Origin of the sequence: Lewinella sp. IMCC34191 (genome assembly GCF_003390935.1) — a bacterium.
Lineage (GTDB): Bacteria > Bacteroidota > Bacteroidia > Chitinophagales > Saprospiraceae > Neolewinella.
Window position 1 is genome coordinate 291,685 of sequence record NZ_QNQZ01000007.1, and the last position, 24,023, is coordinate 315,707.

The window sequence follows — 24,023 nt, forward strand, 5'->3', positions numbered from 1 at the left end:
GCGTTAAGGTATACTTTCCTCAACGGTCGGCGATTCCGTTTCATTGCATCACCGCCGGTGGCGATATAAGAATCGGCCTATTTTTTCCTGTACGCCTTCCCCCGGCGAATCTGGCCGCGCGTAATACCTTTGCGGCCATGACCGCTTCCGAAATCCGCCGTGCATTCCTGGACTTCTTCCGTGAGAAGGAACATAAGATCGTTCCCTCCGCGCCGATCGTGAATAAAAACGACCCGACCCTGCTGTTCACCAACGCCGGGATGAACCAGTTCAAGGACTACTTCCTCGGCGATAAGGTACCCGATAAGCGACGCGTGGCGGATACCCAGAAGTGTATGCGCGTCAGCGGGAAGCACAACGACCTGGACGACGTAGGGCGCGACGGTACCCACCACACGATGTTCGAGATGCTGGGCAACTGGAGCTTTGGCGACTATTTCAAGGAGGAAGCCATCGCCTGGAGCTGGGAACTACTGACCGAGCGACTGGGTATTGATCCGGACAGGCTCTACGCCACCGTCTTCGAGGGCGCGCCCGACGAAGGCATTCCCCGCGACGACGAGGCCAGGAAATTCTGGGAACGCGTCCTGCCCGCCGACCGCATTCTCTACGGTAACAAGAAGGACAACTTCTGGGAAATGGGCGAGACGGGACCCTGCGGTCCGTGTACCGAAATTCACGTTGACCTGCGCTCCGCCGCAAAAAGAAAAGAACAGCCGGGCCACCAACTCGTGAACGTGGACGGAAGCGGCGTGGTGGAAATATGGAATAACGTCTTCATCCAGTTTAACCGCAAGGCCGACGGCAGCCTGGTCAACCTGCCCGAGCGGCACGTCGACACCGGAATGGGCTTCGAGCGCCTGTGCATGGTGCTACAGGGAAAGGAAGCGACGTACGATACGGACATTTTCACTCCCATTATTGGCGAGATCGAGCGACTCACCGGCAAAAGCTACGGCGGGAGCTACGCGACGGACGCCAAGGCGGATATGGCCATGCGAGTCATCGCAGACCACCTCCGGGCGGTCGCCTTCACGATCGCCGACGGGCAGCTACCCGGTAGCGGGGGAGCCGGCTACGTCGTACGGCGTATTCTCCGGCGGGCGGTGCGATACGCCTACTCCTTCCTCGGGCAGCAGCAACCCATGCTGCACAAGTTGATGCCGGTGCTGGTGCGCGAAATGGGACACGCCTTCCCTGAGTTGGAGCGACAGCAGGAGCAGATCGCGCGCATCATCGAGTCCGAAGAACGATCCTTCCTCCAAACCCTGGAGAACGGCCTGCAGCGTTTCGCCGGATTGGATACCCAATCCGGTACCATCAGCGGCGAGGATGCTTTCGAGCTCTACGACACCTTCGGTTTCCCGATCGACCTGACGCGAATTATGGCGGCGGAGCGCGGGATTAATGTGGATGAGGAGGGGTTTAACCGTGCGCTCCAGCAACAGAAGGCCCGTAGCCGTAAGGATGCGGCGAAAGAGGTGGGCGACTGGACCGTCCTGAGCGATGCACCCTCCCAGTTCATCGGCTACGACGTGCTGTCGGACGCCGGCGCCCGGGTGACGAAGTACCGGACCGTCAAGGTCAAGGATAAGGAGCAGTACCAACTGGTGCTCGACCGCACGCCCTTTTACGGGGAAAGCGGTGGACAGGCGGGCGACCGGGGCGTGATCCGGGTAGGGGAGGAGACCCTCCGGGTGGTCGATACCCAGAAAGAAAACGAACTCACGGTTCACGTCGTGGATAAGTTGCCGGCCGATCCGGAGGCGGATGTGTACTCCGAAGTGGCGGCCGACGACCGCCAAGCCATCAGTAACCATCACACGGCGGCGCACTTGCTGCACGCGGCCCTGCACCGGGTGCTGGGTGAACATGCCGTACAGAAGGGGCAGGACGTCCAGGCCGGAAAATTCCGGTTTGACTTCAGCCACTTCGAGCAGCCGACGGACGAGCAGCTACAGGAAATCGAACGAATGGTCAACGCCCGCATCCGCGAGAATATCCCTTTGGTGGAGCGTCGCGACGTGCCCATTACCGAAGCCCGCAATAGCGGAGCCATGATGCTGTTCGGGGAAAAGTACGGAGACAAGGTGCGCATCATCACCTTTGACCCGGACTACAGCTCGGAGCTCTGCGGCGGAACCCACGTGAAGCGGACGGGGGAACTCGGTCTGTTTAAGATTACCAGCGAAAGCGCGCTGGCGGCCGGCGTGCGCCGTATCGAGGCGGTTACCGCCTTACGGGCGGAGCAGTACGTAAGCGGTCGATTGGCCGCTTTGGAAGAAGTGCGCGACGTACTGAAAGGCGCCTCCGATCTTTCCGGCGGCGTGCGTTCGCTACAGGAAGAAAACCGCAGCCTGAAAAAGGAACTCGATAAACTGCAGGCCGAGCAGGCAGGTAACCTGAAGGGAGACCTGGAGCAGTCCTTCGAGTTGGTAGACGGTGTGAATTTCCTCGCGCAGAAGGTTGACCTGACCGATGCCGCCGCCATTAAGAACCTGGCCTTTCAATTGACGGGCGAAAACGATAATGCCTTCGTACTGCTGGCCAGTGAGAACGAGGGGAAGGCACTGTTGACCCTGGCCATCAGCAAGGGCCTCGCGGGGGAGAAGTTCAACGCCGGCAGTATCGTACGCGAATTGGCGAAGCACATCCGCGGCGGCGGCGGCGGCCAACCCTTCTTCGCCACGGCCGGGGGCAAGGAGCCGGGGGGTATTCCCGCGGTGCTGGAAAAAGCGAGGGAGCTGGTCGGGTAGGGCGGCGCCCCTCCGCCGGCGATCAGATCGTAGCGTATGTACGACGAATTCAAGGCGAACTGCTACGCGGCCTACCGGCCGGAATTGCACGACGTGCCTTTGGAGTTACACCTTGGAGACCGGCGCTTCCGTGACGGACTGGACGTAGGCTGCGGGACCGGGCACTCGGCACGGGCACTGCGCGCGTACTGCCGCAGGGTCACGGCGATTGACTCGAGCCAAACCATGCTACGGCACGCCAACCCTACGGCGGGTATTACGTATATGCATTGCGGTAAGAAGGGATGGCCGGTCCCCCGATCGTGCATAGACCTAATTACCCTGGGCGGGTCGTTATTCTACCTGGACAAGGAGGACGTCGTAAAGGAAATCAATAGGGTAGGGCGCGACGGTACCCGAATTTTGGTATACGACTTCATCTTCGATCCCCTGCCGTATCTGCGTGCGCTGGGGGTGGAAAAGCATGAGGTACCGCCCAACGAATACCGCGTCGACTGTCATTTGCCCACGACGGCTGCTTCCAAGCTACGACACGAGGCAAGCAAGCATACGGAAGTACTGCTTGGCATCGAACCGGTGGATTTCGCCTATCTCCTGCTCTCGGAAGATTGGTGCCGCATTGCACTGGAGCGTCGCTATGGTCCCGAGCGCACGAACGAGGCAATCGTAGGGAGCTTGCGGCAGCGGATAGCGCCAAACCGGCGATTGTTGGTCCCCTTCGATGTCACCAGTATACTGTACCGATTACGCAATCCGACTCCTTAGGAAAGGCGAAAATTCGCCAGTTCTATGTTTTGCCCTACCTTGCCGGGAAAGTAAAAGATCATGACCTTTCAGGAATTCAACGACGGGGTAAAGAAAGCCGCAGCCAACGCGCCGAATCTCGGCAAAAGCATCAAGCTGCAGCTGGACGAAGGCGTTATTTTTATCGATATGACCGAGGCCGAAGCTAAGGTGACGAACGAAGACAAAGACGCGGACACTGTAGTGATCACCAGCGTTGACGTGCTCGACCAACTCCGCACGGGAAAGCTGAACCCCATGATGGCCATGATGTCGGGAAAAGTGAAGATCAAGGGCGATATGGGCCTGGCGATGAAACTTCAGAGTCTGCTGTCTTAGCGTCCGGTCAGACAATTCGGCGTGGGGCGGCATGTTCGGTCAAGCAATTTGCCGGTTTATGCGTTTCTTCCGATAACGGCATCCATTAGCCGTTACCGTACAACCCACTGGTCCATGCGTCTGCGAATTTTACTAGCTTTTCTCACTTCTCTGCCTCTGGTACTTAGCGGTACCCACAACCGCGCGGGGGAGATTATCGTAGAGACCGCCGGCGATTGTGGAAACACCAACGAGCAGCTGCGCGTCTGCGCCACCATTATCACCTATACCGAAACGGCGCAGACCGAGGTTGATCGCGACAGTCTCGAACTGATTTGGGGAGACGGAACGATCGAGATGATCTCCCGGACCCGTACCGTTTCAAACGTAGCGCCGGGTATTCAGCGCAACGAATACCGGGCTTGCCACCGGTACCCCGGATTCGGGCGGTACGTCCTTAGTTTTCAAGACGTCAACCGGGTAGCGGCCGTGCGGAACATCGGTTCGCGGTCGGTGAATATCCCGTTCAGTGTCTTCACTTCCTATTCTTTGGTGAACCCCATCGTGAACGGTTGTAACACCTCACCGCAGCTGAGTCAGGAGCCCATTGACAATGCCTGTATCGGTTCCGTTTGGACGCATAACCCGGGTGCCTTCGACGTGGACGGCGACAGTCTGGCTTTCGAATTCACGACGCCCACCTTCGCGCCCCGCCAGGAAATACCCACTTACCGGCTCCCCAACGAAATCGACGGGGCAACCGGAACGCTGGAAATAGACCCCCGGACCGGGCAGATCACCTGGGATGCTCCGGGCATCGTGGGGGAGTATAACCTGGCCTTCATGGTCAAATCCTTCCGCAACGGTATCCCGCTCGATACGCTGGTGCGGGATATGCAGGTTTTCGTCGACGACTGCGCTAACGATCCGCCCGTGATCGAAGTCGAGCGCGAAGAGATCTGCGTCGTAGCCGGTGAACTCGTGGAGTTCGACGTGGTAGCCACCGCGCCCATCACCGACACCGAGCAGGAGGTAATTCTCTCCGCATCGGGCCGACCTTTCGGCCTGGTCGATAATCCGGCTACCTTCACGCCGGTTGTTGGCGATACCATGCCGGATTTCCAATCGGACCCGCTACGGAGGACATTCCGCTGGCAGACAACGTGCAACGACATCAGCGAACAGGAATACTTCATCGTACTCCGGGCGCTGGACAACGGCCCGCCGCGACCGTCCGGTCTGGCCACGCTACGGTCGGTCAGTATAAAGGTGGTGGCACCGCCTCCCCAGGACGTTCAGGCTACGGTGGAGGATGAAACGATTGTCGTGACCTGGGAGAGCCCCTACTTCTGCGAATCCAACGAGAACCCGGATTTTCTGGGCTTCACCGTATGGCGGCGGGAGGGCAGCAACAACTTCGTACCCGATACTTGCGAGACCGGCTTGGCCGGACGGGGGTACACCGAATTAACGGACACCGAGATCAGCGACCTGGCCGACGGCCGCTATTTCTTTGAAGACGACGACGTGCAGCGAGGCCGTACCTACTGCTACCGAGTGGTGGCCGCCATGGCCCGCCGTACACCCAGTACGGGCCTGATCTTTGAAGACATCGAGTCTATTCCCTCCCAGGAGATCTGCGTGCAACTGGAACGGGATATTCCCTTGCTAACCAAAGTGGACGTGATTTCCACCGACGCTACCAGCGGGGAAGTTGACGTGTGCTGGATCCTGCCAACAGCGGCTAGCCTGGATACAATAAGCAATCCCGGACCCTACCGTTACGTACTGAGCCGGGCGGTAGGTCAGACCACCGAGCCCGGAGCCTTCGAGGAAATTACGTCCTACACGACGCAGTTCTTCGAGGAAGCCGTCGATACCTGCTACACCGACCAGAACCTGGATACCGAGGGTAACGCCTATAGCTACCGCATCGAAATCTACGTCAATAACGAAACCGAACCACTGGCCGAAGCGCAACCCGCGAGTAGTGTACGGCTCGGGGGGAGTCCCACGGATCGTGCCGTCAATCTGAATTGGACCGAAGTGGTGCCGTGGACGAACGAGTCCTACGATATCTTCCGCCGCCTGCCGGGCGCTACGAGCTACGACAGTCTGGCAACCATCACCGGTTCCGAGTACACGGACACCGGCCTGACGAACGGCGAAACCTACTGCTACTATATCCGTGCCCGGGGATCCTATAACGTCGAGGAGATCCCTTCTCCTCTATTGAATCGGAGCCAGGAATTTTGTCTGGTACCGACCGACGACGTGCCGCCCTGCCCGCCCGTATTAATGGTAGAAAGCGTATGCGACCGCGGAGTCGACTGTACGGTCGATGACAACCTGTTCAACATTATCGAGTGGGATCCGAGTAGCGAGATCTGTGGAGCCGATGATGTGGCGAGCTACCGGGTATACTTCGCGTCCGACAGCTCTTCTTCTCCTGCGCTCGTCGCCGAAATAGCCAGTACAGACCTGTTACGATTCGATCACACGCCGCAGACGGGCATCGTAGGATGCTACACGATGACCGCCGTGGATGAAAACGGTAACGAAAGCCAGCCGAGCAACGAAGTGTGCGTGACCAACTGCCCGATCTACGACTTGCCGAATGCCTTCACGCCCAACGGTGATAACGAAAACGACCTGTTCGTACCCCGAGGACTTTGCTTTATCGAGCGGGTAGAGTTCAAAATTTTTAACCGTTGGGGACAACTCGTTTTCGAAACGGAAGATCCCGCCATCCAGTGGAACGGGGAGAACCTGTCCGGAGAAGCGTTACCGTCGGGAACCTATTATTACGTCGGAACCGTCTTCGAGCGGCGTTTGGACGGAATAACGGCGTCCGAAGAGCCGGTGAGCGGATACATCGAACTGTTTACCGACCGGTAAAGTCCTGCCACAAATGCGGCGCGCGCTCTGGCTTGAGAAGCAAACCGTAAGCCAGAGCCGTAAAGAAGGTGAACATCGCATAGACGAGCGCGGGCTTCAACGCCTGCTCATTATCCAGAAAGGAGGTAGCGATCAGGAAAGCCAGACTCGTATTCTGAATCCCGATCTCGACCCCGAGGGTGAGTTGATCGTTGCGCCCGTAACCGAAGATATCCCCGAATATTCGCCCCAGCGATAAGGCCAGTACATTGATCACTAGCGCTACCGGTAGTATGGTCGTGATCTCCGCCAGTGTAAGCGCGCTGCCCCCCTGATCAGCCGGGGCGAATAGCTTAAGGATGAAAACCAAGGCCAGAAGAATCAGCGAGGCCCGCCTCAGCAGGGGGAGGAGACGTTCCGCCGTCCGGCCCCGAAGCCGGCGGAAGGTCATGCCGGACACCACCGGTAGCAGCACGATCAGGGAGATGCGTAGGGCAGTGGGGAAGAGGGCCAGTTGGACCGTATCCGTTGCCGGAAGAAAGTTATCCAGAGCGAGATTGACGATGAACGGAATGGTGAGCATCGAAAGCGCCGAATTGCAAATTGTAAGACTGACGGCCAGGGCGGTATTGGCCTGGAGAAGAAAAGAGATAAAGTTGCTGGACAGTCCACCCGGGCAGGCGGCCAGCACCAAAAATCCGAGACTGAAGGAGGGAGGTAAATTCGCCATTCCCGTGATGGCGAAGGCCAGTGCCGGTAGGGCGATTAATTGTAGAGACAAGCCAATAAGTAGGATGCGAGGCGACGATAATAGGTTACGAAAGTCGAAATAGCGTAGGCTTAGACCTATAGAGAACATAATTGTTGCCAAGACAACTGTAATTAATGTATCTACCATTTTTTCTTTCTGACCTTTTACTATTGAATATTTCCGCCTATTTTCGCGCTAGACGTTTAATTACGATAATGTCCGCGGGATTGCATCGTATGTGAAGGCGTCCGGGCGAAAGTATCCGCTCCAAAGAGAATAATAGGGTTTTAGGTGTTTATTTCCGGACCGGCTGCGCTTGCGCGACCGGTCTTTTTTATGCTGAAAGACTAATCCGTGATTAGGCTTCGTTACCTTGTAAACTTGTGCCTTAAGGCGCGTTTGTATGTTTTTCACCCCCCTACTGATATGAAGTTAGTCCATACTTTTTTCTTAGCGGTGCTCTGTGCGTTCACCCTTCAGGCGCAGGATATCCACTTTTCTCAGTTTTACATGTCGCCCCTTAACCTGAATCCGGCCATGACGGGGGTCATGAACTGTAACAGTCGTATCTCGCTGAACTACCGCAGCCAGTGGGCTTCGGTACTGGGTGCGAATGCGTTTCAGACCTACAGCGTCAGCTACGACCAGCGAATCGCCGTCGGCCGAAGTGACTTTTTCGGCGTTGGAGGTACTTTCTGGGGTGACCGCGCCGGTGAAGCCAGTTTCGCCACCACCACGGGCAAACTGAGTGCCAGCTACAGCAAGAAACTTGGCGGAGCCCGCAACTACGGCAACTACCTGGTGGCCGGAGCCGAACTGGGAGCCGCCCAACGCAGCCTCGACTTCCTGGCGCTCCGCTGGGGATCGCAGCACGATGGCGAAGGTGGCTTCGACCCCAGCCTGGGAAGCGGTGAGAACACCCTGGACCGCGACGAATTCCTCTTCTCCGATATGGCGGCCGGTCTGCTCTGGTTTATGGTCTTTGACGAAAATAACAGCCTCTACGCCGGCGGTGCCCTGCACCACCTTAACCGGGCCAACCAAAGCTTTGACCTGGAAGGCGAAGACCTGCTTTACACTCGCTTTACGGCCCACGCCGGCGGTGAATTCATGCTGAACCGGCGCTTCGGGCTCGTTCCCGGTGCGATCCTGATGACCCAGGGACCCAGTTTCCAGGTCAATGCCGGTACCAACCTGAAGTTCCTTTTGGATGCCGGTCGCAACGCCGCCAGCCAGTCTTTCCAGGTGGGTATCTGGACGCGTGTCAGCAATCGCCTCGATAGCAGCGTGCTGACGGACGCGGTGATCCTGAGCACTCGCTTCGATTACGAAAATTTTGCGCTTGGCTTTAGCTACGATATTAATACCAGCGATCTGCGGGTGGCTACCGATGGAAACGGTGGTTTCGAGCTGTCTTTGCAGTATAAAATATGCGGCAATCAGCGCCGGGGCGTATATTGCCCCCAGTTTTAACACTTTACTTCTCTCATAAAATATAATCCTAATATCATGTTTGGAAACGGGAAAGAAACACCCAAGAAGTCCCCGGGGGCCATGCCTTCCGCCCCCTCCGGTGGCGTCAACACCATCGACGAGCACACCTCCATCAAGGGCAACATCCAGGCCGGTGGAGACATCCGCATCGACGGTAAACTGGACGGCGACCTCGTCTGCAAAGCCAAGCTGATCATCGGCGAACGCGGTTCGATCACCGGCGACGTCGATTGCCAGAATGCCATGATCGAAGGAACCTTCTCCGGTACGATCATCGTACGCGACTTGCTTACCCTCAAAGACACCGCCCGCGTAAAGGGCAATGTCCGCGCCAGCAAAATGGCCGTAGGGTCCGGCTGTCTCATCGACGGTCAGTGTACCGTAACGGGCGATAAGGATCCCGCCGCCGGTTACACCAAATCTTCCAACAACGGTAGCTCCAACGGTATGAAGGAGCAACACGAAAAGCATAAGTCTAACGGTGCCGCCGTCAAAGCCTAAGGGCGATGACGCACGAGCCTGGACCAAATACATGGGCCTGGGCGCGCAGTTGATCGGTACGATCATGGTCTGCGTATTCCTGGGACACTACCTTGACGGTCAGTTTGGTACCAACCCCTGGATCACCGTGGTCCTTAGTCTGGTCGGCGTAGTCGGTGGACTCTGGGTGAGTATCAAAGATCTACTCTGAAACGCACGGTTTGCCCCGGACGCAGCTGAAAAGCCGGCGACAAATCATCCACTACCACCAACGCGCGCGGATAACCACCAACGGTCTGCGCGTCGGGGCCAAGTAAAATCGCTCCCGATGGCGTAAACTGAACCGTACCGGGCAATACCGGACTGCTCAGCAAAGGTGGAATCGCGCCCCCTGACCGGTCGCTCCGGTGAAACCGAATCCCCTGACGATTACTATCGGGGTGCACCATTAGCGGCTTGTTAATAAGGCCCATCTGACGTTCCCGGTCCAGGAGTTCCCACTCCGGGCCGGGAACGGCGTTTATTAGGCAGGGTTCTCCCTCACGATATACCCCAGGTTCTTCCCACCGAGCTTCGCAGTAGGTACGCGAACGTACGGACCAGGAATAGCCATCGAACGAATCTTCGGTGCCGGGCAAACCCGGTTCGATACTGCCCAAAAGGGTGGGGACCTCCCATTCGCCGCGGATCCCCAGGTACGACCGACATCCGTCGCGAGCAAATCCACCGGCCAGTACGCTTTCTCCGGTCACATCGATCACCCGGGCGCGGTCGATAGGGCGATCATTCAGTCGCCAGTCCATATCGGCCCCGGCTAAGGCAAGCTGACCCTCACCGACTAACTTCCACCTTCCTCCGGCAAGAGTAAATTCCAGAGAGGGATGCGAAGGGGACTGACCCAGCAGCCGGTTAACCTGCTCCGCCGCCGCCCGGTCCGCCGGCCCCCCGCTGGGAATGCCCTGGCTACGGTAACCCGGCCGGCCGCCGTCAACGAAGCGCGCGCCTCCGGCCCGCTTCGTGCATTTTATGGTCAGTTGCCGGGCCATGTATCCGTTTTGACCGCATCTGCCAACTCGTCTTCCTCGACCGCGTAAAATTTGACCCGGTCGCCAGCCTTAAACCGGGTGTTTCCGCCAGCGCTCACGAGTGGTAGGGGGCAGTATCCGATCAGTTGCCAGCCCCCCGGAGAGGATTCCGGGTAAATGCCCGTCTGGCTGCCTGCCAGTCCGACGGCACCGGCGGGCACCTTGGGCCGGGGATTCTCGCGACGGGAGATCCGCAGCCGATCGTCTACCTTCCCCATAAAGGCAAAGCCCGGCCGAAAACCAAGCAGATAGACCAGATAGGTAGGACGGGTGTGCAGCCGGATGACGTCCGCCGGGCGGAGTCCCCGCTCTTCGGCTACGTGCTCCAGGTCCGGTCCGTGGGTCCCCCCGTAACAGACGGGTATGCGATGGAGCGCCCCGGCCACCTCGGGCAGTTCGCTGACCTCGAGGGTATAGATTCGATCGCGCCATACCTTCGACGGGCCGCTGAAGGTCACCAATAGCGAGGCGTAAGCGGGAACGCATGACGCGATCCCGGGCAGATGTTCTATCGCCGTGGCGTAGGAAAGGACACCCCGGAGAATAGCCGGATCTATCCGCTGTTCCCATTCCAGCAGTAGCGCCTGCCGGCCGTAGTCCTTGATGGAGCGTGGTTTGCGCACCCCCTCAAGGTAGCCCAATTGGGTAAAAGGTCGTACTTTCCGGCCGCACCAAACCGGGACCTTCCGATGGCCAAACAGAAAACGGACGACGACCTCAAACGCTACTATTCCATCGGAGAGGTGGCCAAGAAACTTGGCGTGAACACTTCCCTGATTCGCTTCTGGGAGAACGAATTTAGCCACATTAAACCGAACAAAAACAGCCGGGGCGACCGACGTTTCACCAAGGAGAATATCACCCAGCTCCAGCAGGTTTATCACCTGGTCCGGGAGCGGGGCTTCACGCTGGAGGGCGCGCGTCGTGAAATCGCCACCGGCGATAAACCCGAAGCGGAAAAGCAACAGATCATCGACCGGCTTACGGAAGTGCGCCGCCGGCTGGTGGAGATGCGCGATCAGGCCTAATCCGGTTTATATACCTTTTCGCCGTTGGCCTACTTTCTATACTATCTGGTTTTTCTCCCACTCAGCTATCTGCCGTGGCCGGTCATCTACGGTCTGGCCACCGGGTTGAAATGGCTGAACTGGTATGGCATCGGCTACCGTAAATCCGTAGTCGTAAGTAATATCCGCCGCTCCTTTCCCGCTTACGACGATCGGCAGGTGAGAAGCCTCGCCCTGGATTACTACGGTTTCTTCTTCGACAGCGTAGCGGAGAGCATAAAGCTCTTCAGCATGAGTAAAGGGGCGGCGGTGCGCAGGTGTAAAGTGGTTAACCCGGAGGTAGTGGATCACCTGCGAGAGGCCGGTCGCAGCTTCATTGCCTACGGCGCGCATTTCAGCAACTGGGAAATCGCGGCCCTTTCCTTTCAGCCGCAATTTGCCGGTTTTCAGGTTATGGGGATTTACAGCCCGCTGAAGAACGAGGTGCTGGATAAATTATTCCGGGATAACCGGGGCCGGACCGGCACCCAGTTGGTTTCCCGGCGGGTAGTGCAGGAGTACTACGATGAGCACGATGGCACGCCGACGGTTGAGTTCTTCGTAGCCGACCAGTCACCTAGTAACATCATTTGGCAGAAACTTCTCTGGACGACTTTTCTCGGGCAGACCACCGCATTTCTGGCCGGCCCGGAGCGGTACGCCGTTCGTTATGACCGCCCGGTCTACTATATGAATCTGCGTCGACAGGGTAGGGGGTACTACACCGCCAAGCTTATCCCCATTACGGATACGCCCCGGCTGACGGAGCCTGGCTTCATCACGGAAGCTTTTGCCCGGCGCCTGGAACACGAAGTCCGCAGCAATCCCGCGACCTGGCTCTGGAGCCACCGCCGCTGGAAGCGGTCGGTGCCGGAGGAGGTGGCGAGTTTACTGCGGACTCATGATCACCTGCCCCCCGAATACGCACGGGAAGGCTAGGTTAGATACATATCACTATCGATTGCCGGAAAGGCAATTATGACGGTACGACGGTCTTGGGTCCGGCGGCAATAATGGCCTGATCTGCCTGATCGGCAAAGCCGGAGAAGTTATTGTGGAAGAGCTGAGCCAGCCGCTGGGCCGCTTTATCGTAGTCTTCCTCATTCCGCCACGTATCGCGGGGGTTCAACATGGCGTTCGGTACATCCGGACAACTAGTGGGCCGCTGTAAGCCAAAGATCGGATCGGCCACGTACTGCACGTCGTCCAGGGCGCCGGTTAGGGCGGCCTTGATCATGGCCCGGGTGAAGGCCAGTTCGATACGGGCACCATCACCGTATGCTCCACCGGTCCAGCCGGTATTGACGAGCCAGACATTGATGGGTTCGCCTTCCTGCTCGGACTCCTTCAGCTTACTGCCCAGCATGTCCGCGTAGTGGGTGGGATGCAGGGGAATGAAGGGGGCGCCAAAGCAGGCCGAAAAGGTCACCTGAGGTTCGGTAATGCCGGCCTCGGTACCGGCGATCTTGGCCGTATAGCCACTGATGAACTGGTACATGGCCTGTTCGGGCGTGAGCTTGCTGATCGGAGGGAGCACGCCGAAGGCGTCGCAGGTCAGGAAGAAAATATTCCGGGGTAGGTCGCCCCGGCTGTTGTACATGATGTTATCGATGTGGTAGATCGGATAACTCACGCGGGTATTCTGGGTGATGCTGTCATCCTCGTAGTCCGGCGTATGACCGTCTTCTCTAAGTCCGATGTTTTCCAGCAGGGCACCGAATTTGATGGCCCGGTATATCTGCGGTTCTTTCGACTCACTCAGGTCGATCACCTTGGCGTAGCAGCCGCCCTCCAGGTTAAAAACATTGGCCTGGCTCCAGCCGTGCTCGTCGTCTCCGATGAGGCGACGATCGGGATCGTTGCTTAGCGTCGTCTTACCCGTTCCGGAAAGCCCGAAGAACAAGGCGGTATCGCCCTTCGTACCGACGTTGGCCGAGCAGTGCATGCTCAGCACGTTGCGCCGCGTGGGGAGCACGTAGTTAAGCACCGAGAAAATGCCTTTCTTGATCTCGCCCGTGTAAGCCGTCCCGCCGATCAGGATCGTCTTTTCCGTGAAGTTGATGATGCTGAAGTTATCCTGACGGGTACCGTGTACACTCGGGTCCGCCGTCACGCCCGGAAAGGCGTAAATGGTCCACTCGTCGGAGATAAGGTTCGTGATGCGCTCGTCGTCCGGGCGGAGAAACATGTTGTAGGCGAACATGTTTTGCCACGGGTACTCCGTAAACACGCGGATGTTGATCCGGTACTTGCGGCTGGCACAGGCATAGGCATCACGGACGTAAACCTCTTCGAGCCCCTTGGCATATTCCATGGTTTTTTCCCGCAGGGCGGCGAAGGACTCGGGAGCAATGGGCTTATTGATCTTCCCCCAGTCGACCGTGTCGCGGGTGATATCGTCTTCAACGATGTAGCGATCCTGGGGAGACCGGCCGGTGTACTTACCTGTATTGATGATGAGGGCACCGGTATCGCTGAGGTGCCCCTGTCCTTTGGTGACGGTATCTTCCACCAGGGCGGCTACCTTGAGGTTTTCGCGCAGATTGTGGTGTTGCATGAAGGCAAAGCTTTGGTTAGGGGTGGTAAGTTACTGTTTGGCGGTCACACCCCCGAAAAAGCACTGAATCCACCGTCCACCGGAACGACGATACCGGTAACGAAACTGCTGGCGTCCGCACACAGATAGATAAGCGTGGAAATCAATTCTTCCGCTTCCCCGAATCGGTTCATTGGCGTATTGGCGATGATGGTCTTCCCCCGATCGGTCAGTGATTCGTCTTCGTTCAATAAGAGACGACGATTCTGCTCGCCGATGAAGAATCCGGGGGCTATGGCGTTTACGCGCACTTTCCCCCCGTACTTCCGAGCCATCTCCACGGACAGCCAGCGTGTGAAATTATCGATGCCCGCCTTCGCGGCACTGTAGCCGACTACCCGGGTAATGGCGCGGTCGGCCGCCATGCTGCTGATGTTGATGATGCTGCCGCTCCCGTGATCGGTGAGCATCTTACCGAAGATCAGGCTGGGAATGACCGTACCATCCAGGTTCAGTTTACTCACTCCGGCAAAATCCTCCATCTTCAAATCGAAAAAGGTCTGATCCGGACCGATCGTGGCGCCGGGACGGTTGCCGCCCGCGGCATTGACCAGGATGTCTAGCTTCTGCCACTTCTCCTTTAGCTCAGTTGCTGCATCACGCAGGGATTCCGCGTCGGTGACGTCGCCCTTTAGCAGCAGAACGTTATCCGGGTCACCTCCTAGTTCCTCGCGGGCACTGGTGAGGTTTTCGGGATTTCGGCTAAGAAGAGCTACACGTGCCCCTGCCTGCAGGAGCCCGCGGGCCATAGCCGTTCCCAAAGCGCCGGTTCCCCCGGTCAGCAAAGCGTTTTTTCCGCTTAAATCAAAAAGACTAGACATATATTCCTCGGTAATGTGCGTATGTAATAACTACTCCTTGCCCGGGTAGGGATGGAGTGTGCGTATCGTTCCGTCTTCCGAATATTCGATTTCGGCCATCTTCACCGAACGAAGGTGAGTCACGCCGCGGGAAAGTACGGAATCGTGATAGAACAAGTAATATTTGCCCCCCACGGAACAAATGGAGTGGTGGGTCGTCCAACCGATGACGGGATCCAGGATCCTACCCCGGTAGGTGAACGGACCGTACGGGCTGGATCCGGTGGCGTAGCAGATATAGTGGGTGTCGCCTGTAGAATAGGAGAAATAGTAGGTACCATCGTGCACGTGCATCCAGGCTGCCTCGAAGAATCGCCGGTCATTGTCGCCCGCGAGCAGCGGTTTCCCATCGGCGTCTACGATCGCGATCTCCCGTGGTTCCTCGTCGAATTCCAACATATCGGGTCGCATGCGGGCCACGAGCGGACCCAGCGCGGGGGTGTCCCCCGTGGGTTCCTCGTGCGATGGGTCGTAGTGGTTATCGCGATATTCTTGTAATTGGCCGCCCCACAGGCCTCCGAAGTACATATAATATTGGCCGTCACTATCCGCGAAAACGGCGGGGTCGATGGAATAGCTTCCCTTGATTGCCTCCGGCTGGGCCCGGAACGGCCCTTCGGGTCGATCACCGGTGGCTACACCAATACGAAAGCGTCCTTCCTGGTCGCGGGCCGGAAAGTAGAAGTAGTATTGCCCGTTGGCGTAGGCCGCATCCGGGGCCCACATTTGCCGCGAAGCCCAGGGGACGTCCTTTACATGTAGCGCAACGCCGTGGTCGGTGGTTTCGCCGAAAGGCCGGTCCATCGACAGCACGTGGTAATCCTCCATTCCGAAGTGATCGCCATTGTCATTGAATGGAATACCGGCATCGATATCGTGGGAGGGGTAAATGTAAATGCGGTCCTCGAACACGTGAGCCGACGGATCGGCGGTATAAATGTGTTCAACCAGCGGCTGAGAAAGTGCCGCCGCCCGTAGTTCGTCGTAGTCAGGTTCCTGATCCATAAAAATTTATAGGTATGCTCGGTTTCTTGTTTGGTTAATCAGCTTACGTTCTTGGCCCGGCTCACCAGTAGATCGTTTTCGATGCGGTCTTCCATTCCTTTGTCGATCTCGTACCAGAATAGCAGTCCGCATCCGATCAGGAAGGGCAGGGAAGCGTATAAACTCACCAGCAGTCGGATCCCGCCTACGGTATCGGCGGTTTGCTCCGCCGCCCCGGCCTCATAACCGTAGAACGACAAGAGCATCGCAACCAGGGCTCCCCCGACCGCTAATCCGACCTTCAGGCCGAAGATCATGGCCGAAAAGATAATGCCGGTAGCCCGCCGGTTGTTCTTCCACTCGGAATAGTCCGCGACGTCGGCGATCATCGCCCATAGCAAGGGTACGGTGACCCCATAGGCCAGACCGTGCCCAACCTGCGCAAGGAAAACCAGCCCTACCGCGTCGGGAGGGAAGAAGAGGTAGACGAGCAGGAAAACGGTGGATATAAACAGAAAGATGCCGAATACATTCCGTTTGCCGTACCGATCCGCCAGGGCTTTACTGAAGAAGATACCGATGATTTGGCAGATGATACTGGTCGCGTTATATAAGCTGAAGGCGGAAGTGGCGGGATCCTCCGGCCAGCGAAACTCCGTAAGCCCCATTCCGATCAGTGTCGAGTTCAGTCCGTCGATAAAGCCGTTAAATCCGATGTTCTCCAAAAAGGCCACCAGGGCCGGTTCGCTCATATACTCCGCGAAGTAGTAGACGTAGGAGCCGCCCTTCAGCGCCAGGGCTACGAACACCAGCGTGGTCAGGACCAGCATGATTACCCAGGGGCGGTTCTGTACGAGGTCTCGGAGGTCGTCCTTTACGCTTGACTCCTGCTCGGGCCGTGGAATGACCCGTTCCTTGGTGGTTAGAAAGGTGATGATCAGCATGACCACGCCCGCGCAGGCCAGTATCGTCATGGTCCGCTCGAAGCCGATCGCCTTATCGCCGTCGCCGAGAATCAACACGATCGGCAGCACCAGCACCTGAATGATGAATTGCGCGATCATGACGGCTACGAATCGGTAGCTGGATAGGCTGTTTCGCTCGGACATGCTGCCCGTCAATACGCCACTCAGGGCGCTGTAGGGCAGGTTATTCGCCGAATACAACATAACCAACAGGAGGTACGTAACGCCGGCGTAGATCAGCTTGCCCGTCGGTGCGAAGTCCGGCGTGGCGAAGGTCAGCATGACAATTACGCCAAAGGGAACGGCCGTCCAGAGAATCCAGGGCCTGAACTTCCCCCAGCGGGTACGGGTACGGTCGGCAATGGCCCCCATAATCGGAGTGAATACCGCCCCCCCGAGAATACCGGCCCAAAAGATGATCAAGGCTGCCCATCCCGCCGGTATGCCGTAGACATCGGTGTAGAAGAAGGCAATGAACGTAACCAGGGTCTGAAAAATCAGGTTGGCCGCCAGGTCGCCGAGGGCATAACCTACCTTTTCGGTGACCGACAACTGGTGGTTTTCTATAGACATATTGAAGACCTTGATTTATTGCTTGAGCGCGATAACGGCGTCATAGGCTTCCTTAGGAGCGGAATCGCGGTCGAAAAGTAAGGGGTAATTGGTACGTCCCCGGATCGGCCAGTTATTGAGCCAGCTCTGCGCGTCGTTCACGCCCCAAAGCGTAACCCGGGTAATCGCCTCGTCGTGCTTCAGAAACAAATTGAAGAAATCGGCGTAGCGCTCGGCGATCTTGGTGGAAACCGAATCCGGCAGTCCGGCCGCGTAAGGGTTCATTTTTTCGCTTCCCTCGAAATTCTGGTTCACGTCGGCTCCCTGCAGGTCCCAGGGATTGGGCAGCGTGGTCAAATCCAACTCCGTAAACATCACCTTCGCGCCGGTAGCGGCGTAAGCCTCAATGCTGGCTTCCACTTCCTCGATGGGCGGGCCGTTCAGGTTGTAGTGCCCCTGCATGCCGACACCATCGATACGAAGGCCGTTCTCCTTTAGCAAATTCACGATGCGGACCGCACCGGTACGCTTCTCCGGGTTATTAAGATTATAATCGTTGTAGTAGAGTTCCGCGTCGGGGGCAGCCTCCGCGGCAATCCGGTAGGCATCCACTATGTACTGCTCACCAAGAAGCTTGTAGAACACGGACTCCCGGTACGAGCCGTCTTCGTTTAGCGCTTCGTTCAGTACGTCCCAGCCGTCGATGCGTCCGGCGTAGCGGCCGGCCACGGCCCGGATGTGCTCCTCCATATAGGTGCGCAACTGATCGGGATCGGTCGTTTCGTTGATGTAGGCCGGGGCCTGGGAGTGCCAAACCAGTGTGTGTCCAATGATCCATTTATCCTGCTGTTCGCCGAGGTCGACGTACGCGTCGGCCATCTCCCAGGTAAATGAATCCGGTCCTGGCTGAATGTTTTCCCACTTCATTACGTTTTCCGGCGTAATGGAATTGAATTCGCGCGCCAGTACCCGCAGCGCGGCCGTATCCTGACCGATGATCTGCGGGGCGTTGATGGCGGCGCCGATATAAAAATTACCGGCGTACGCTTCCGCCAGGGAGAGATCGGTTTCCGAAGCACCCGCCTCCGTTTCCGGAGCGCTGTTAGTGCCGGCGCAGCCAGCCAGGCCAAGCGCGAGAATAAGGAATATGGAATTACGGAAGTAGTGGAGTAGTTGCATGTCGAACGCCTGTAAAGGTTGAGCGGCACTTGCCGGCGATAAGGTTACGGTGCGCCAATGTAAGTACTTTTAGGCGGGAACGAAATCGATTGTGTGGTGACTAGCCATCTTTGTCCGTTGCGCGTGTTGCGAAAGTTTCCGGTTAGCCTTTACGCAGCGACGAGGCGCGGACCACCAGGCCGGTATCCAGGTAGACGAACTTCGGCGGCAGTGGCGTCTCGAGGTTGGCGATGCGCAGGGCCTGCTGCAGTGCCTTACGCCCCATATCGGCGGCAGGGTGGGACATGGACGAGAGCTGCGGCTCGATGATTTCGCAGACCGGGTCGTCGTTGAACCCAATCACGGCCAAATCCTGAGGGATCTGAATGCCGGCGGAATGGGCGTACTTGATGGCCCCGACGGCCGCGATATCCATCGTGCTGAAAATGCCGTCCGGTCGGTTTCCTTCTTCGAAGAGATGGCGAGTGAAGTGATAGCCCTCGTCCATATTCAGGCGATTGGAAGCCAGGATCAGCGTTTCGTCGATCTCTATGCCGTTCTCGCATAACGCCTTCCGGTAGCCAGACTCCCGTTCCTGATAGATCACTTGATTGCGGGCACCACCCAGTAGTGCGATTCTCCGGCAGCCTTGATCGATGAGGTGCTGGGTAGCCACCCGGGCCGTGGCTGCGTTGTCGATCATGACGCGGTACCCCTCGATTTTCTGGGGTACCCGGTCTACGAAGATCACCGGGGTACCGCTCTGAACGATCTCGGTAAGGTGGCCGTATTCGGAGGTTTCCATAGCCAGTGACACCAGTAGCGCGTGAATCCGGCTGTCAAAGAGCGCCCTGGCGTTGGCTACCTCGTTCTTGTACGAATCCTGTGACTGGCTGATGATCACTTCGTACCCCGCCGCACGCGCCTCCGCCTCAATGCCGGAAATGAGGTTGGAGATGAAGGGGTGGTTAATCCAGGGGACCAGCACGCCGATAGTGGTGGTCTGCTGCTTACGCAGGTTGCTGGCCATCGTATTGGTCCGGTAACCCCGTTTTAACGCCAGTTGCTTTACTGCGTCCCGCGTATCCTGCCCGATACTGTAGTGGTCCTGTAGCGCCCGGGAAACGGTGGAGGGGGCAACCTTTAATTCCATCGCTAAATCATATATGGTTACCCGTTTTTTACGCTTTTTATTCATGGAGGATCAGTCATATTATTTGCAAAGATGTGAAGGGTGGATTCGCCGATAAACGGTTGCTAATAAAGCAAGTCCGGCTACTTAGAAAGTGGGTAAGGTAAGTAATTCTGCCCTCTAAGCGGCGGTCGGTTCGGCGTAGTGAGCCGACTTCGCGGGTATCGACCGACGACCTGGACCCCCGATTGTCCACCTAAGGGTAGGCCCGGTGATGTCACTATCCGGGTATGCCGGTTAGCTGGCTAGACGTCACCGACCAGGAGATTGCAGCCCCGGATGTCGGAATAGTCCAACCTCCCCAGTACCTCGAATTTCCCATCGTCGTACACCCTCCCCAGGTCGTCACTCGCTATGAAACTGATGGTATCCAGATTGGCCAGATCGGTCAGATTCAGTACGGCGCTACGGCCGTTCGGTGCGGCCGAAAGGGGGTCGGTGATGTCCCGTGGGGTCACCGCCAGGGTAGGGGCCGGCTCGAACCGGCCGCCGCGCGGGGCATAGGCCTGGCTCAGCAACTCGGTCATGCCGTACTCACTGTGTATGTGCTGGAGTTCGAATGCCCGGCAAAGGGTATCGTGCAGTTCTTCCCGGGTCATCTCCCGGCGGCGTCCCTTCATTCCCCCGGTTTCCATCACGATCGTATCGCCCAGCGACTGAGGAAAAAGCTCCGCCAGGTCCAGCAAGGCAAAACTTACGCCGAGCAGCAACGTAGGCACGCCCCGGGAAGTCAGATCGGCAAGCTGACGGGCCAGGGCCGGCAAATCGTCCAGGTAAAAACCGGAGGCGGGGTGCCCGCTTCGGCGAATAAAGTCATCGGCCATGAAGACCAGACTTGACCCCGTTCGCTCCAGGTAGGCGGGCAGCAGGGCCAGGACGGCACGGTCCCGTAACGGGCCGTAAGTGCGTTCGAAAGTCCGGGAGGCGAGGCGAGCATACCACGATTCGCTCCGCAGGGGATGGTGGCTCGTAGTGGACCCGGTGGTGCCGCTACTGGTAAACGTACGCACGGGTGTCCAGTCTCCGCTTCGCAGGTCCTGTGTTTTGAAAAGGGAAATGGGCAGGTAAGGAATATCCGTCCGTTGCCTTACCTGCCGGACGTCGAGGTGCAACAAATCGAGATATTGGGCGTAGATAAGGTTATTAGAGGCCTGGTACCGGAACACGTCCAGGGCCAGGTCCCAGAAGGATGCCGGATCTACCTTCTCGATGCGTTCAGCCAGTTCGTCTCGCCACATGCTAATCCTTTATTTGCCATGCTATACACCCGTTGCTATCTATGGTTGTTCGCCACCGGACTGTTCGTCACCGGCTGCGTCAATCCCCCGGAATATCCCGATGAACCGGTGATCATCTATGAAGGGGCAAGCAAGGACAGCATCTTCGCACAGGTGACCGGTATTCCCGATAGCATCGTCTTTCAGTTCAGCTTCACGGATGGCGACGGTGACCTCAGTTCCGAAGACAGCACGGATATTTTTTACGTGGATAGCCGTTTCCCTAACACACTGACCCCTCTGGCGCTCCCGCCCATACCGCGCGAGGGTACCGGTAATGGCATCAGCGGCGACGTATTCTTCACACTAATCAATACGGGCCAGGTCAACTGTATTTACAATGGTCGCTTCCCGGCCCAGGATCCCGCCTATCCGGTGGATACCTTTAGCCTCCGCATCTTCATGCTCGATCAGGCCGGTAACCAGTCGAATACCATTCAGACCGAAATGATCAAGATCAAGTGTTTCGGGAGGTAAAGGATAGTCTGGTATGGTTGACTCGCTAATCTATAATGTCGGTATGCATACCGGCGAAGACACCGCCAACTATTTAGCTAAGGGCTACCGGGTAATTGCATTCGAGGCAAACCACGCTTTGGTGAAGGCAAACCGCGCGAGGTTTTCATCAGAAATCGCCTCAGGTAGACTTACTATTGTCGAAGGTGCAATTGTCGCGCGAGAAGAGGGTAGGGAAGGAGTCGTCACTTTCTTTCGCCACCCCAATGCTACGGTTTGGGGTACGGTTGCCGCTAACTGGGCCGAACGCAAGTGCAAGCGGGGAGAATTAATAGTAGAAACGAAAGTTCCCACCGTGGACTTCCCGAGCGAATTGCATAGGCACGGTATTCCTTACTATCTAAAGATTGATATTGAGGGGCGGGACATTTACTGCCTTTCCGCACTACGGGAAACTGCCGGGTTGCCATCTTACCTATCTATGGAGGCAGGGGTAGGGGGGCAGGACTGGTCCTATGTACACCGTCACCTCAGACTACTGAAAGAAGTAGGCTACGACCGGTTTCTCCTGGTAAAACAATTTAAGGTGACCACTCTACGGGAACCTATCAGCACGCGTCAGGGGAGATACGGTGGCTGGAATTTTGCGCAGGGGGATACGGGGATGTTTGGAACGGACCTGGCCGGGCAATGGCATGGGTATCGGACTACCTACTTCCTGTACCTTGTACACTTCTACTCTTATCGGTGGTTGGGTTACAATACGGATATGAAGCGCAACTTCCTACAGAAAGTCATCCGACGCGTTATCTACAAGACTTTCAATATAATGATGCCGGGGTGGTTGGATACTCACGCGACGACTGCCGGTCATATTGAAGCAATTCGGCGGCGGAGCGCAGGTAATTAGCCTCACACACAACTGCCGGGTTAATACTGGACATCAACCCTACCTTTGAGGCCGTGGAATCTCGGGAATTTATCAATCATTTAACCTACCAGCGCCGACTGAGTAGTCATACGGCTTCGGCTTACGCCGGCGACCTCGATCAGTTTGCGGCGTACTGTAGAGATACCTATGATGTCGTGTCAGCCGGGGGCGTGACCCGTGATATGGTTAAGAGCTGGATTACGGAATTGAATGGTTCCGGTCTGGCAGCGACGACCATCCGCAGGAAGCTTTCGGCACTCAAGGCCTTTTACCTGTACCGCCAGACGCGGGGCCTGCAGGAAAAGAATCCCACGAAACGGATACCTACACCTAAAACCGGTCGGCGACTGCCTGCTACGATTCCGCGTGCTGACTTGCGGTATTTGTTTTCTGCCTTTCCGGATCCCCAAACCAACGAAGATTATTTTTCTCTGCAGGATCACCTGATGCTATCGCTCCTGTACCAGGCGGGGCTGCGCCGGGCCGAACTGATCGGGTTACGGATAAGTGACGTCAGGCTCGACAAACGGGAACTTCTCGTTCGGGGCAAGGGAAACAAGGAGCGTATAGTGCCCTTCGGCGGGGGGTTGGCCGAACTGCTGGAACGGGCATTATACCTGCGCTCCGTCGCCCAAATCGAGGGACCGGCATTACTGGTAACCGCCAAGGGTAAACCCTTGTACCCCAAATATGTATATAATAAGGTAACCCGATACCTGGGAGGCGTAACCCGCGAAGCGAAGAAAAGCCCACACGTACTGCGGCACAGTTTTGCGACCCACCTGACGGAGGAGGGGGCCGATCTCAACGCGGTGAAGGAATTACTGGGGCACGCCAGTCTGGCAGCTACGCAATTGTATACCCACAACAACCTGGAAAGGCTGCGCGAAGTATACCGTCGCGCACACCCTGGCGGGGGAAATGAAGACTTGCGTTAAAATTTCGGGCTTTGTTGCTTTGTCAATTGTAGGAAACATCTTACCTTTGCAATCGCTTTGGGAAAACGTCCCCAAGCTGACTTGAAAATACAGAGAGATTCAAGGTTTTAGGCCGGTGTAGCTCAGTTGGTAGAGCAGCTGATTTGTAATCAGCTGGTCGGCGGTTCGAGTCCGTCCATCGGCTCCATGACCGGTTTCACACTTTGAGTCTTGCTATCAGAAAATGGGGGTGCGCCACAGTTGGAGAGGTGGGCTGGACTGTAAATCCAGTGTTTCGGCTGAGTAGGTTCGAATCCTACCACCCCCACATTTTCTGGTATGGTATTTGTACCAATTTGCGGAAGTAGCTCAGTTGGTAGAGCATCAGCCTTCCAAGCTGAGGGTCGCGGGTTCGAATCTCGTCTTCCGCTCCAAAGGGTCCACGATGGTGGGTCCGGAGATTAATTTGAGTAGCTCAGTTGGTAGAGCGGCTTATTTGTGGGGCCCCAACCCCACAAAACGCACCAAGCTGAGGGTCGCGGGTT

Annotated in this window: 22 protein-coding genes and 3 tRNA genes; 15 read left to right on the forward strand and 10 right to left on the reverse strand. The window is 57.1% G+C overall.

The features are described 5' to 3' along the window. Window positions 1-137: 137 nt before the first annotated feature. From alaS to DRW39_RS15105, 4 genes are all read left to right on the forward strand, one after another. The gene (alaS, locus tag DRW39_RS15090) at window positions 138-2,756 is read left to right on the forward strand and encodes an alanine--tRNA ligase (RefSeq protein WP_116107889.1); all 2,619 of its coding nucleotides are present in this window, start codon (window positions 138-140) and stop codon (window positions 2,754-2,756) included. Between the two features lie 36 nt (window positions 2,757-2,792). Continuing rightward, complete coding sequence (locus DRW39_RS15095; protein WP_116107890.1) at window positions 2,793-3,521, forward strand: class I SAM-dependent methyltransferase; 729 nt, start codon at window positions 2,793-2,795, stop codon at window positions 3,519-3,521. A 60-nt stretch (window positions 3,522-3,581) separates the two neighbouring features. Next, a complete protein-coding gene (locus DRW39_RS15100) occupies window positions 3,582-3,878 on the forward strand; it encodes an SCP2 sterol-binding domain-containing protein (protein WP_116107891.1) in 297 nt (98 codons plus the stop codon). A 114-nt stretch (window positions 3,879-3,992) separates the two neighbouring features. Beyond that, a complete protein-coding gene (locus tag DRW39_RS15105; RefSeq protein ID WP_116107892.1) occupies window positions 3,993-6,755 on the forward strand; it encodes a gliding motility-associated C-terminal domain-containing protein in 2,763 nt (920 codons plus the stop codon). Here the strand turns inward: DRW39_RS15105 and DRW39_RS15110 are convergent. Beyond that, the gene (locus DRW39_RS15110) at window positions 6,742-7,656 is read right to left on the reverse strand and encodes a bile acid:sodium symporter family protein (protein ID WP_410503598.1); all 915 of its coding nucleotides are present in this window, start codon (window positions 7,654-7,656) and stop codon (window positions 6,742-6,744) included. The genes DRW39_RS15105 and DRW39_RS15110 overlap by 14 nt on opposite strands. A 255-nt stretch (window positions 7,657-7,911) precedes the next feature. Between DRW39_RS15110 and DRW39_RS15115 the strand changes: the two genes are divergently transcribed. The 3 genes from DRW39_RS15115 (at window position 7,912) to DRW39_RS15125 (ending at window position 9,670) form a co-directional block, all read left to right on the forward strand. After that, window positions 7,912-8,958, forward strand: a complete 1,047-nt coding sequence (locus DRW39_RS15115) for a PorP/SprF family type IX secretion system membrane protein (protein WP_116107894.1) — start codon at window positions 7,912-7,914, stop codon at window positions 8,956-8,958. A gap of 81 nt (window positions 8,959-9,039) precedes the next feature. After that, window positions 9,040-9,480, forward strand: coding sequence for a polymer-forming cytoskeletal protein (locus tag DRW39_RS15120; RefSeq protein ID WP_157976144.1), 441 nt, complete (start codon window positions 9,040-9,042; stop codon window positions 9,478-9,480). A gap of 31 nt (window positions 9,481-9,511) precedes the next feature. Then, window positions 9,512-9,670 (forward strand): AtpZ/AtpI family protein, encoded by a 159-nt coding sequence (locus DRW39_RS15125; RefSeq protein ID WP_116107896.1) that lies wholly within the window; start codon window positions 9,512-9,514, stop codon window positions 9,668-9,670. Here DRW39_RS15125 and DRW39_RS15130 read toward each other — a convergent pair. Both DRW39_RS15130 and pxpB read right to left on the reverse strand, forming a co-directional pair. Continuing rightward, window positions 9,654-10,505 carry a biotin-dependent carboxyltransferase family protein gene (locus DRW39_RS15130; RefSeq protein ID WP_116107897.1) on the reverse strand — a complete coding sequence of 284 codons (852 nt, stop codon included), beginning with the start codon at window positions 10,503-10,505 and terminating at the stop codon, window positions 9,654-9,656. The two genes, DRW39_RS15125 and DRW39_RS15130, sit on opposite strands and share 17 nt — an antisense overlap. Further along, window positions 10,490-11,167 carry a 5-oxoprolinase subunit PxpB gene (pxpB, locus tag DRW39_RS15135; RefSeq protein ID WP_157976145.1) on the reverse strand — a complete coding sequence of 226 codons (678 nt, stop codon included), beginning with the start codon at window positions 11,165-11,167 and terminating at the stop codon, window positions 10,490-10,492. Before pxpB ends, DRW39_RS15130 begins: the two co-directional genes overlap by 16 nt. A gap of 66 nt (window positions 11,168-11,233) precedes the next feature. On the opposite strand from pxpB, the gene DRW39_RS15140 reads away from it, so the two are divergent. Beyond that, window positions 11,234-11,572, forward strand: coding sequence for a MerR family transcriptional regulator (locus DRW39_RS15140; protein WP_116107898.1), 339 nt, complete (start codon window positions 11,234-11,236; stop codon window positions 11,570-11,572). Window positions 11,573-11,596: 24 nt separating this feature from the next. After that, entirely contained in the window at window positions 11,597-12,529 is a 933-nt protein-coding gene (locus DRW39_RS15145) for a lysophospholipid acyltransferase family protein (RefSeq protein WP_116107899.1), read from the forward strand. 37 nt (window positions 12,530-12,566) lie between these two features. On the opposite strand, the gene pckA is transcribed toward DRW39_RS15145, so the two are convergent. From pckA to DRW39_RS15180, 7 genes are all read right to left on the reverse strand, one after another. Next, entirely contained in the window at window positions 12,567-14,147 is a 1,581-nt protein-coding gene (gene pckA / locus DRW39_RS15150; protein ID WP_116107900.1) for a phosphoenolpyruvate carboxykinase (ATP), read from the reverse strand. Between the two features lie 44 nt (window positions 14,148-14,191). Next, window positions 14,192-15,007 carry an SDR family oxidoreductase gene (locus tag DRW39_RS15155; protein WP_116107901.1) on the reverse strand — a complete coding sequence of 272 codons (816 nt, stop codon included), beginning with the start codon at window positions 15,005-15,007 and terminating at the stop codon, window positions 14,192-14,194. A 30-nt stretch (window positions 15,008-15,037) separates the two neighbouring features. Continuing rightward, the gene (locus tag DRW39_RS15160; protein WP_116107902.1) at window positions 15,038-16,051 is read right to left on the reverse strand and encodes a glycoside hydrolase family 43 protein; all 1,014 of its coding nucleotides are present in this window, start codon (window positions 16,049-16,051) and stop codon (window positions 15,038-15,040) included. 38 nt (window positions 16,052-16,089) lie between these two features. Then, window positions 16,090-17,568 (reverse strand): MFS transporter, encoded by a 1,479-nt coding sequence (locus DRW39_RS15165; protein WP_116107903.1) that lies wholly within the window; start codon window positions 17,566-17,568, stop codon window positions 16,090-16,092. A gap of 15 nt (window positions 17,569-17,583) precedes the next feature. After that, on the reverse strand, window positions 17,584-18,726 hold the full coding sequence (locus DRW39_RS15170) for an endo-1,4-beta-xylanase (RefSeq protein ID WP_116107904.1): 1,143 nt from the start codon (window positions 18,724-18,726) through the stop codon (window positions 17,584-17,586). Window positions 18,727-18,868: 142 nt separating this feature from the next. Next, the gene (locus DRW39_RS15175; RefSeq protein ID WP_116107905.1) at window positions 18,869-19,903 is read right to left on the reverse strand and encodes a LacI family DNA-binding transcriptional regulator; all 1,035 of its coding nucleotides are present in this window, start codon (window positions 19,901-19,903) and stop codon (window positions 18,869-18,871) included. 239 nt (window positions 19,904-20,142) lie between these two features. Continuing rightward, entirely contained in the window at window positions 20,143-21,135 is a 993-nt protein-coding gene (locus tag DRW39_RS15180; protein ID WP_116107906.1) for an acyl transferase, read from the reverse strand. 18 nt (window positions 21,136-21,153) lie between these two features. On the opposite strand from DRW39_RS15180, the gene DRW39_RS15185 reads away from it, so the two are divergent. From DRW39_RS15185 to DRW39_RS15210, 6 genes are all read left to right on the forward strand, one after another. After that, on the forward strand, window positions 21,154-21,651 hold the full coding sequence (locus DRW39_RS15185) for a hypothetical protein (RefSeq protein WP_116107907.1): 498 nt from the start codon (window positions 21,154-21,156) through the stop codon (window positions 21,649-21,651). A 43-nt stretch (window positions 21,652-21,694) separates the two neighbouring features. Beyond that, complete coding sequence (locus tag DRW39_RS15190) at window positions 21,695-22,540, forward strand: FkbM family methyltransferase (RefSeq protein ID WP_157976146.1); 846 nt, start codon at window positions 21,695-21,697, stop codon at window positions 22,538-22,540. A 53-nt stretch (window positions 22,541-22,593) separates the two neighbouring features. Further along, window positions 22,594-23,499: a tyrosine-type recombinase/integrase gene (locus DRW39_RS15195; protein ID WP_116107909.1), complete on the forward strand. Its 906-nt coding sequence runs from the start codon at window positions 22,594-22,596 to the stop codon at window positions 23,497-23,499. 111 nt (window positions 23,500-23,610) lie between these two features. Then, window positions 23,611-23,686: transfer RNA gene (locus tag DRW39_RS15200), tRNA-Thr, on the forward strand. Window positions 23,687-23,724: 38 nt separating this feature from the next. Beyond that, a tRNA-Tyr gene (locus tag DRW39_RS15205) sits at window positions 23,725-23,806 on the forward strand. A gap of 30 nt (window positions 23,807-23,836) precedes the next feature. Then, window positions 23,837-23,912 (forward strand) — tRNA-Gly (locus DRW39_RS15210). Window positions 23,913-24,023: the final 111 nt, after the last annotated feature.

Bases quoted from the DNA above. Each gene is read 5' to 3' on its own strand.
- DRW39_RS15105 (WP_116107892.1), top strand. From the start codon at position 3,993: ATGCGTCTGCGAATTTTACTAGCTTTTCTCACTTCTCTGCCTCTGGTA.
- DRW39_RS15140 (WP_116107898.1), top strand. From the start codon at position 11,234: ATGGCCAAACAGAAAACGGACGACGACCTCAAACGCTACTATTCCATC.
- DRW39_RS15170 (WP_116107904.1), bottom strand. From the start codon at position 18,726: ATGCAACTACTCCACTACTTCCGTAATTCCATATTCCTTATTCTCGCG.
- DRW39_RS15095 (WP_116107890.1), top strand. From the start codon at position 2,793: ATGTACGACGAATTCAAGGCGAACTGCTACGCGGCCTACCGGCCGGAA.
- DRW39_RS15155 (WP_116107901.1), bottom strand. From the start codon at position 15,007: ATGTCTAGTCTTTTTGATTTAAGCGGAAAAAACGCTTTGCTGACCGGG.
- DRW39_RS15185 (WP_116107907.1), top strand. From the start codon at position 21,154: ATGCTATACACCCGTTGCTATCTATGGTTGTTCGCCACCGGACTGTTC.
- DRW39_RS15165 (WP_116107903.1), bottom strand. From the start codon at position 17,568: ATGTCTATAGAAAACCACCAGTTGTCGGTCACCGAAAAGGTAGGTTAT.
- DRW39_RS15130 (WP_116107897.1), bottom strand. From the start codon at position 10,505: ATGGCCCGGCAACTGACCATAAAATGCACGAAGCGGGCCGGAGGCGCG.
- DRW39_RS15175 (WP_116107905.1), bottom strand. From the start codon at position 19,903: ATGAATAAAAAGCGTAAAAAACGGGTAACCATATATGATTTAGCGATG.
- pckA (WP_116107900.1), bottom strand. From the start codon at position 14,147: ATGCAACACCACAATCTGCGCGAAAACCTCAAGGTAGCCGCCCTGGTG.
- DRW39_RS15160 (WP_116107902.1), bottom strand. From the start codon at position 16,051: ATGGATCAGGAACCTGACTACGACGAACTACGGGCGGCGGCACTTTCT.
- alaS (WP_116107889.1), top strand. From the start codon at position 138: ATGACCGCTTCCGAAATCCGCCGTGCATTCCTGGACTTCTTCCGTGAG.
- DRW39_RS15125 (WP_116107896.1), top strand. From the start codon at position 9,512: ATGGGCCTGGGCGCGCAGTTGATCGGTACGATCATGGTCTGCGTATTC.
- DRW39_RS15115 (WP_116107894.1), top strand. From the start codon at position 7,912: ATGAAGTTAGTCCATACTTTTTTCTTAGCGGTGCTCTGTGCGTTCACC.
- DRW39_RS15180 (WP_116107906.1), bottom strand. From the start codon at position 21,135: ATGTGGCGAGACGAACTGGCTGAACGCATCGAGAAGGTAGATCCGGCA.
- DRW39_RS15190 (WP_157976146.1), top strand. From the start codon at position 21,695: ATGCATACCGGCGAAGACACCGCCAACTATTTAGCTAAGGGCTACCGG.
- DRW39_RS15100 (WP_116107891.1), top strand. From the start codon at position 3,582: ATGACCTTTCAGGAATTCAACGACGGGGTAAAGAAAGCCGCAGCCAAC.
- DRW39_RS15120 (WP_157976144.1), top strand. From the start codon at position 9,040: ATGCCTTCCGCCCCCTCCGGTGGCGTCAACACCATCGACGAGCACACC.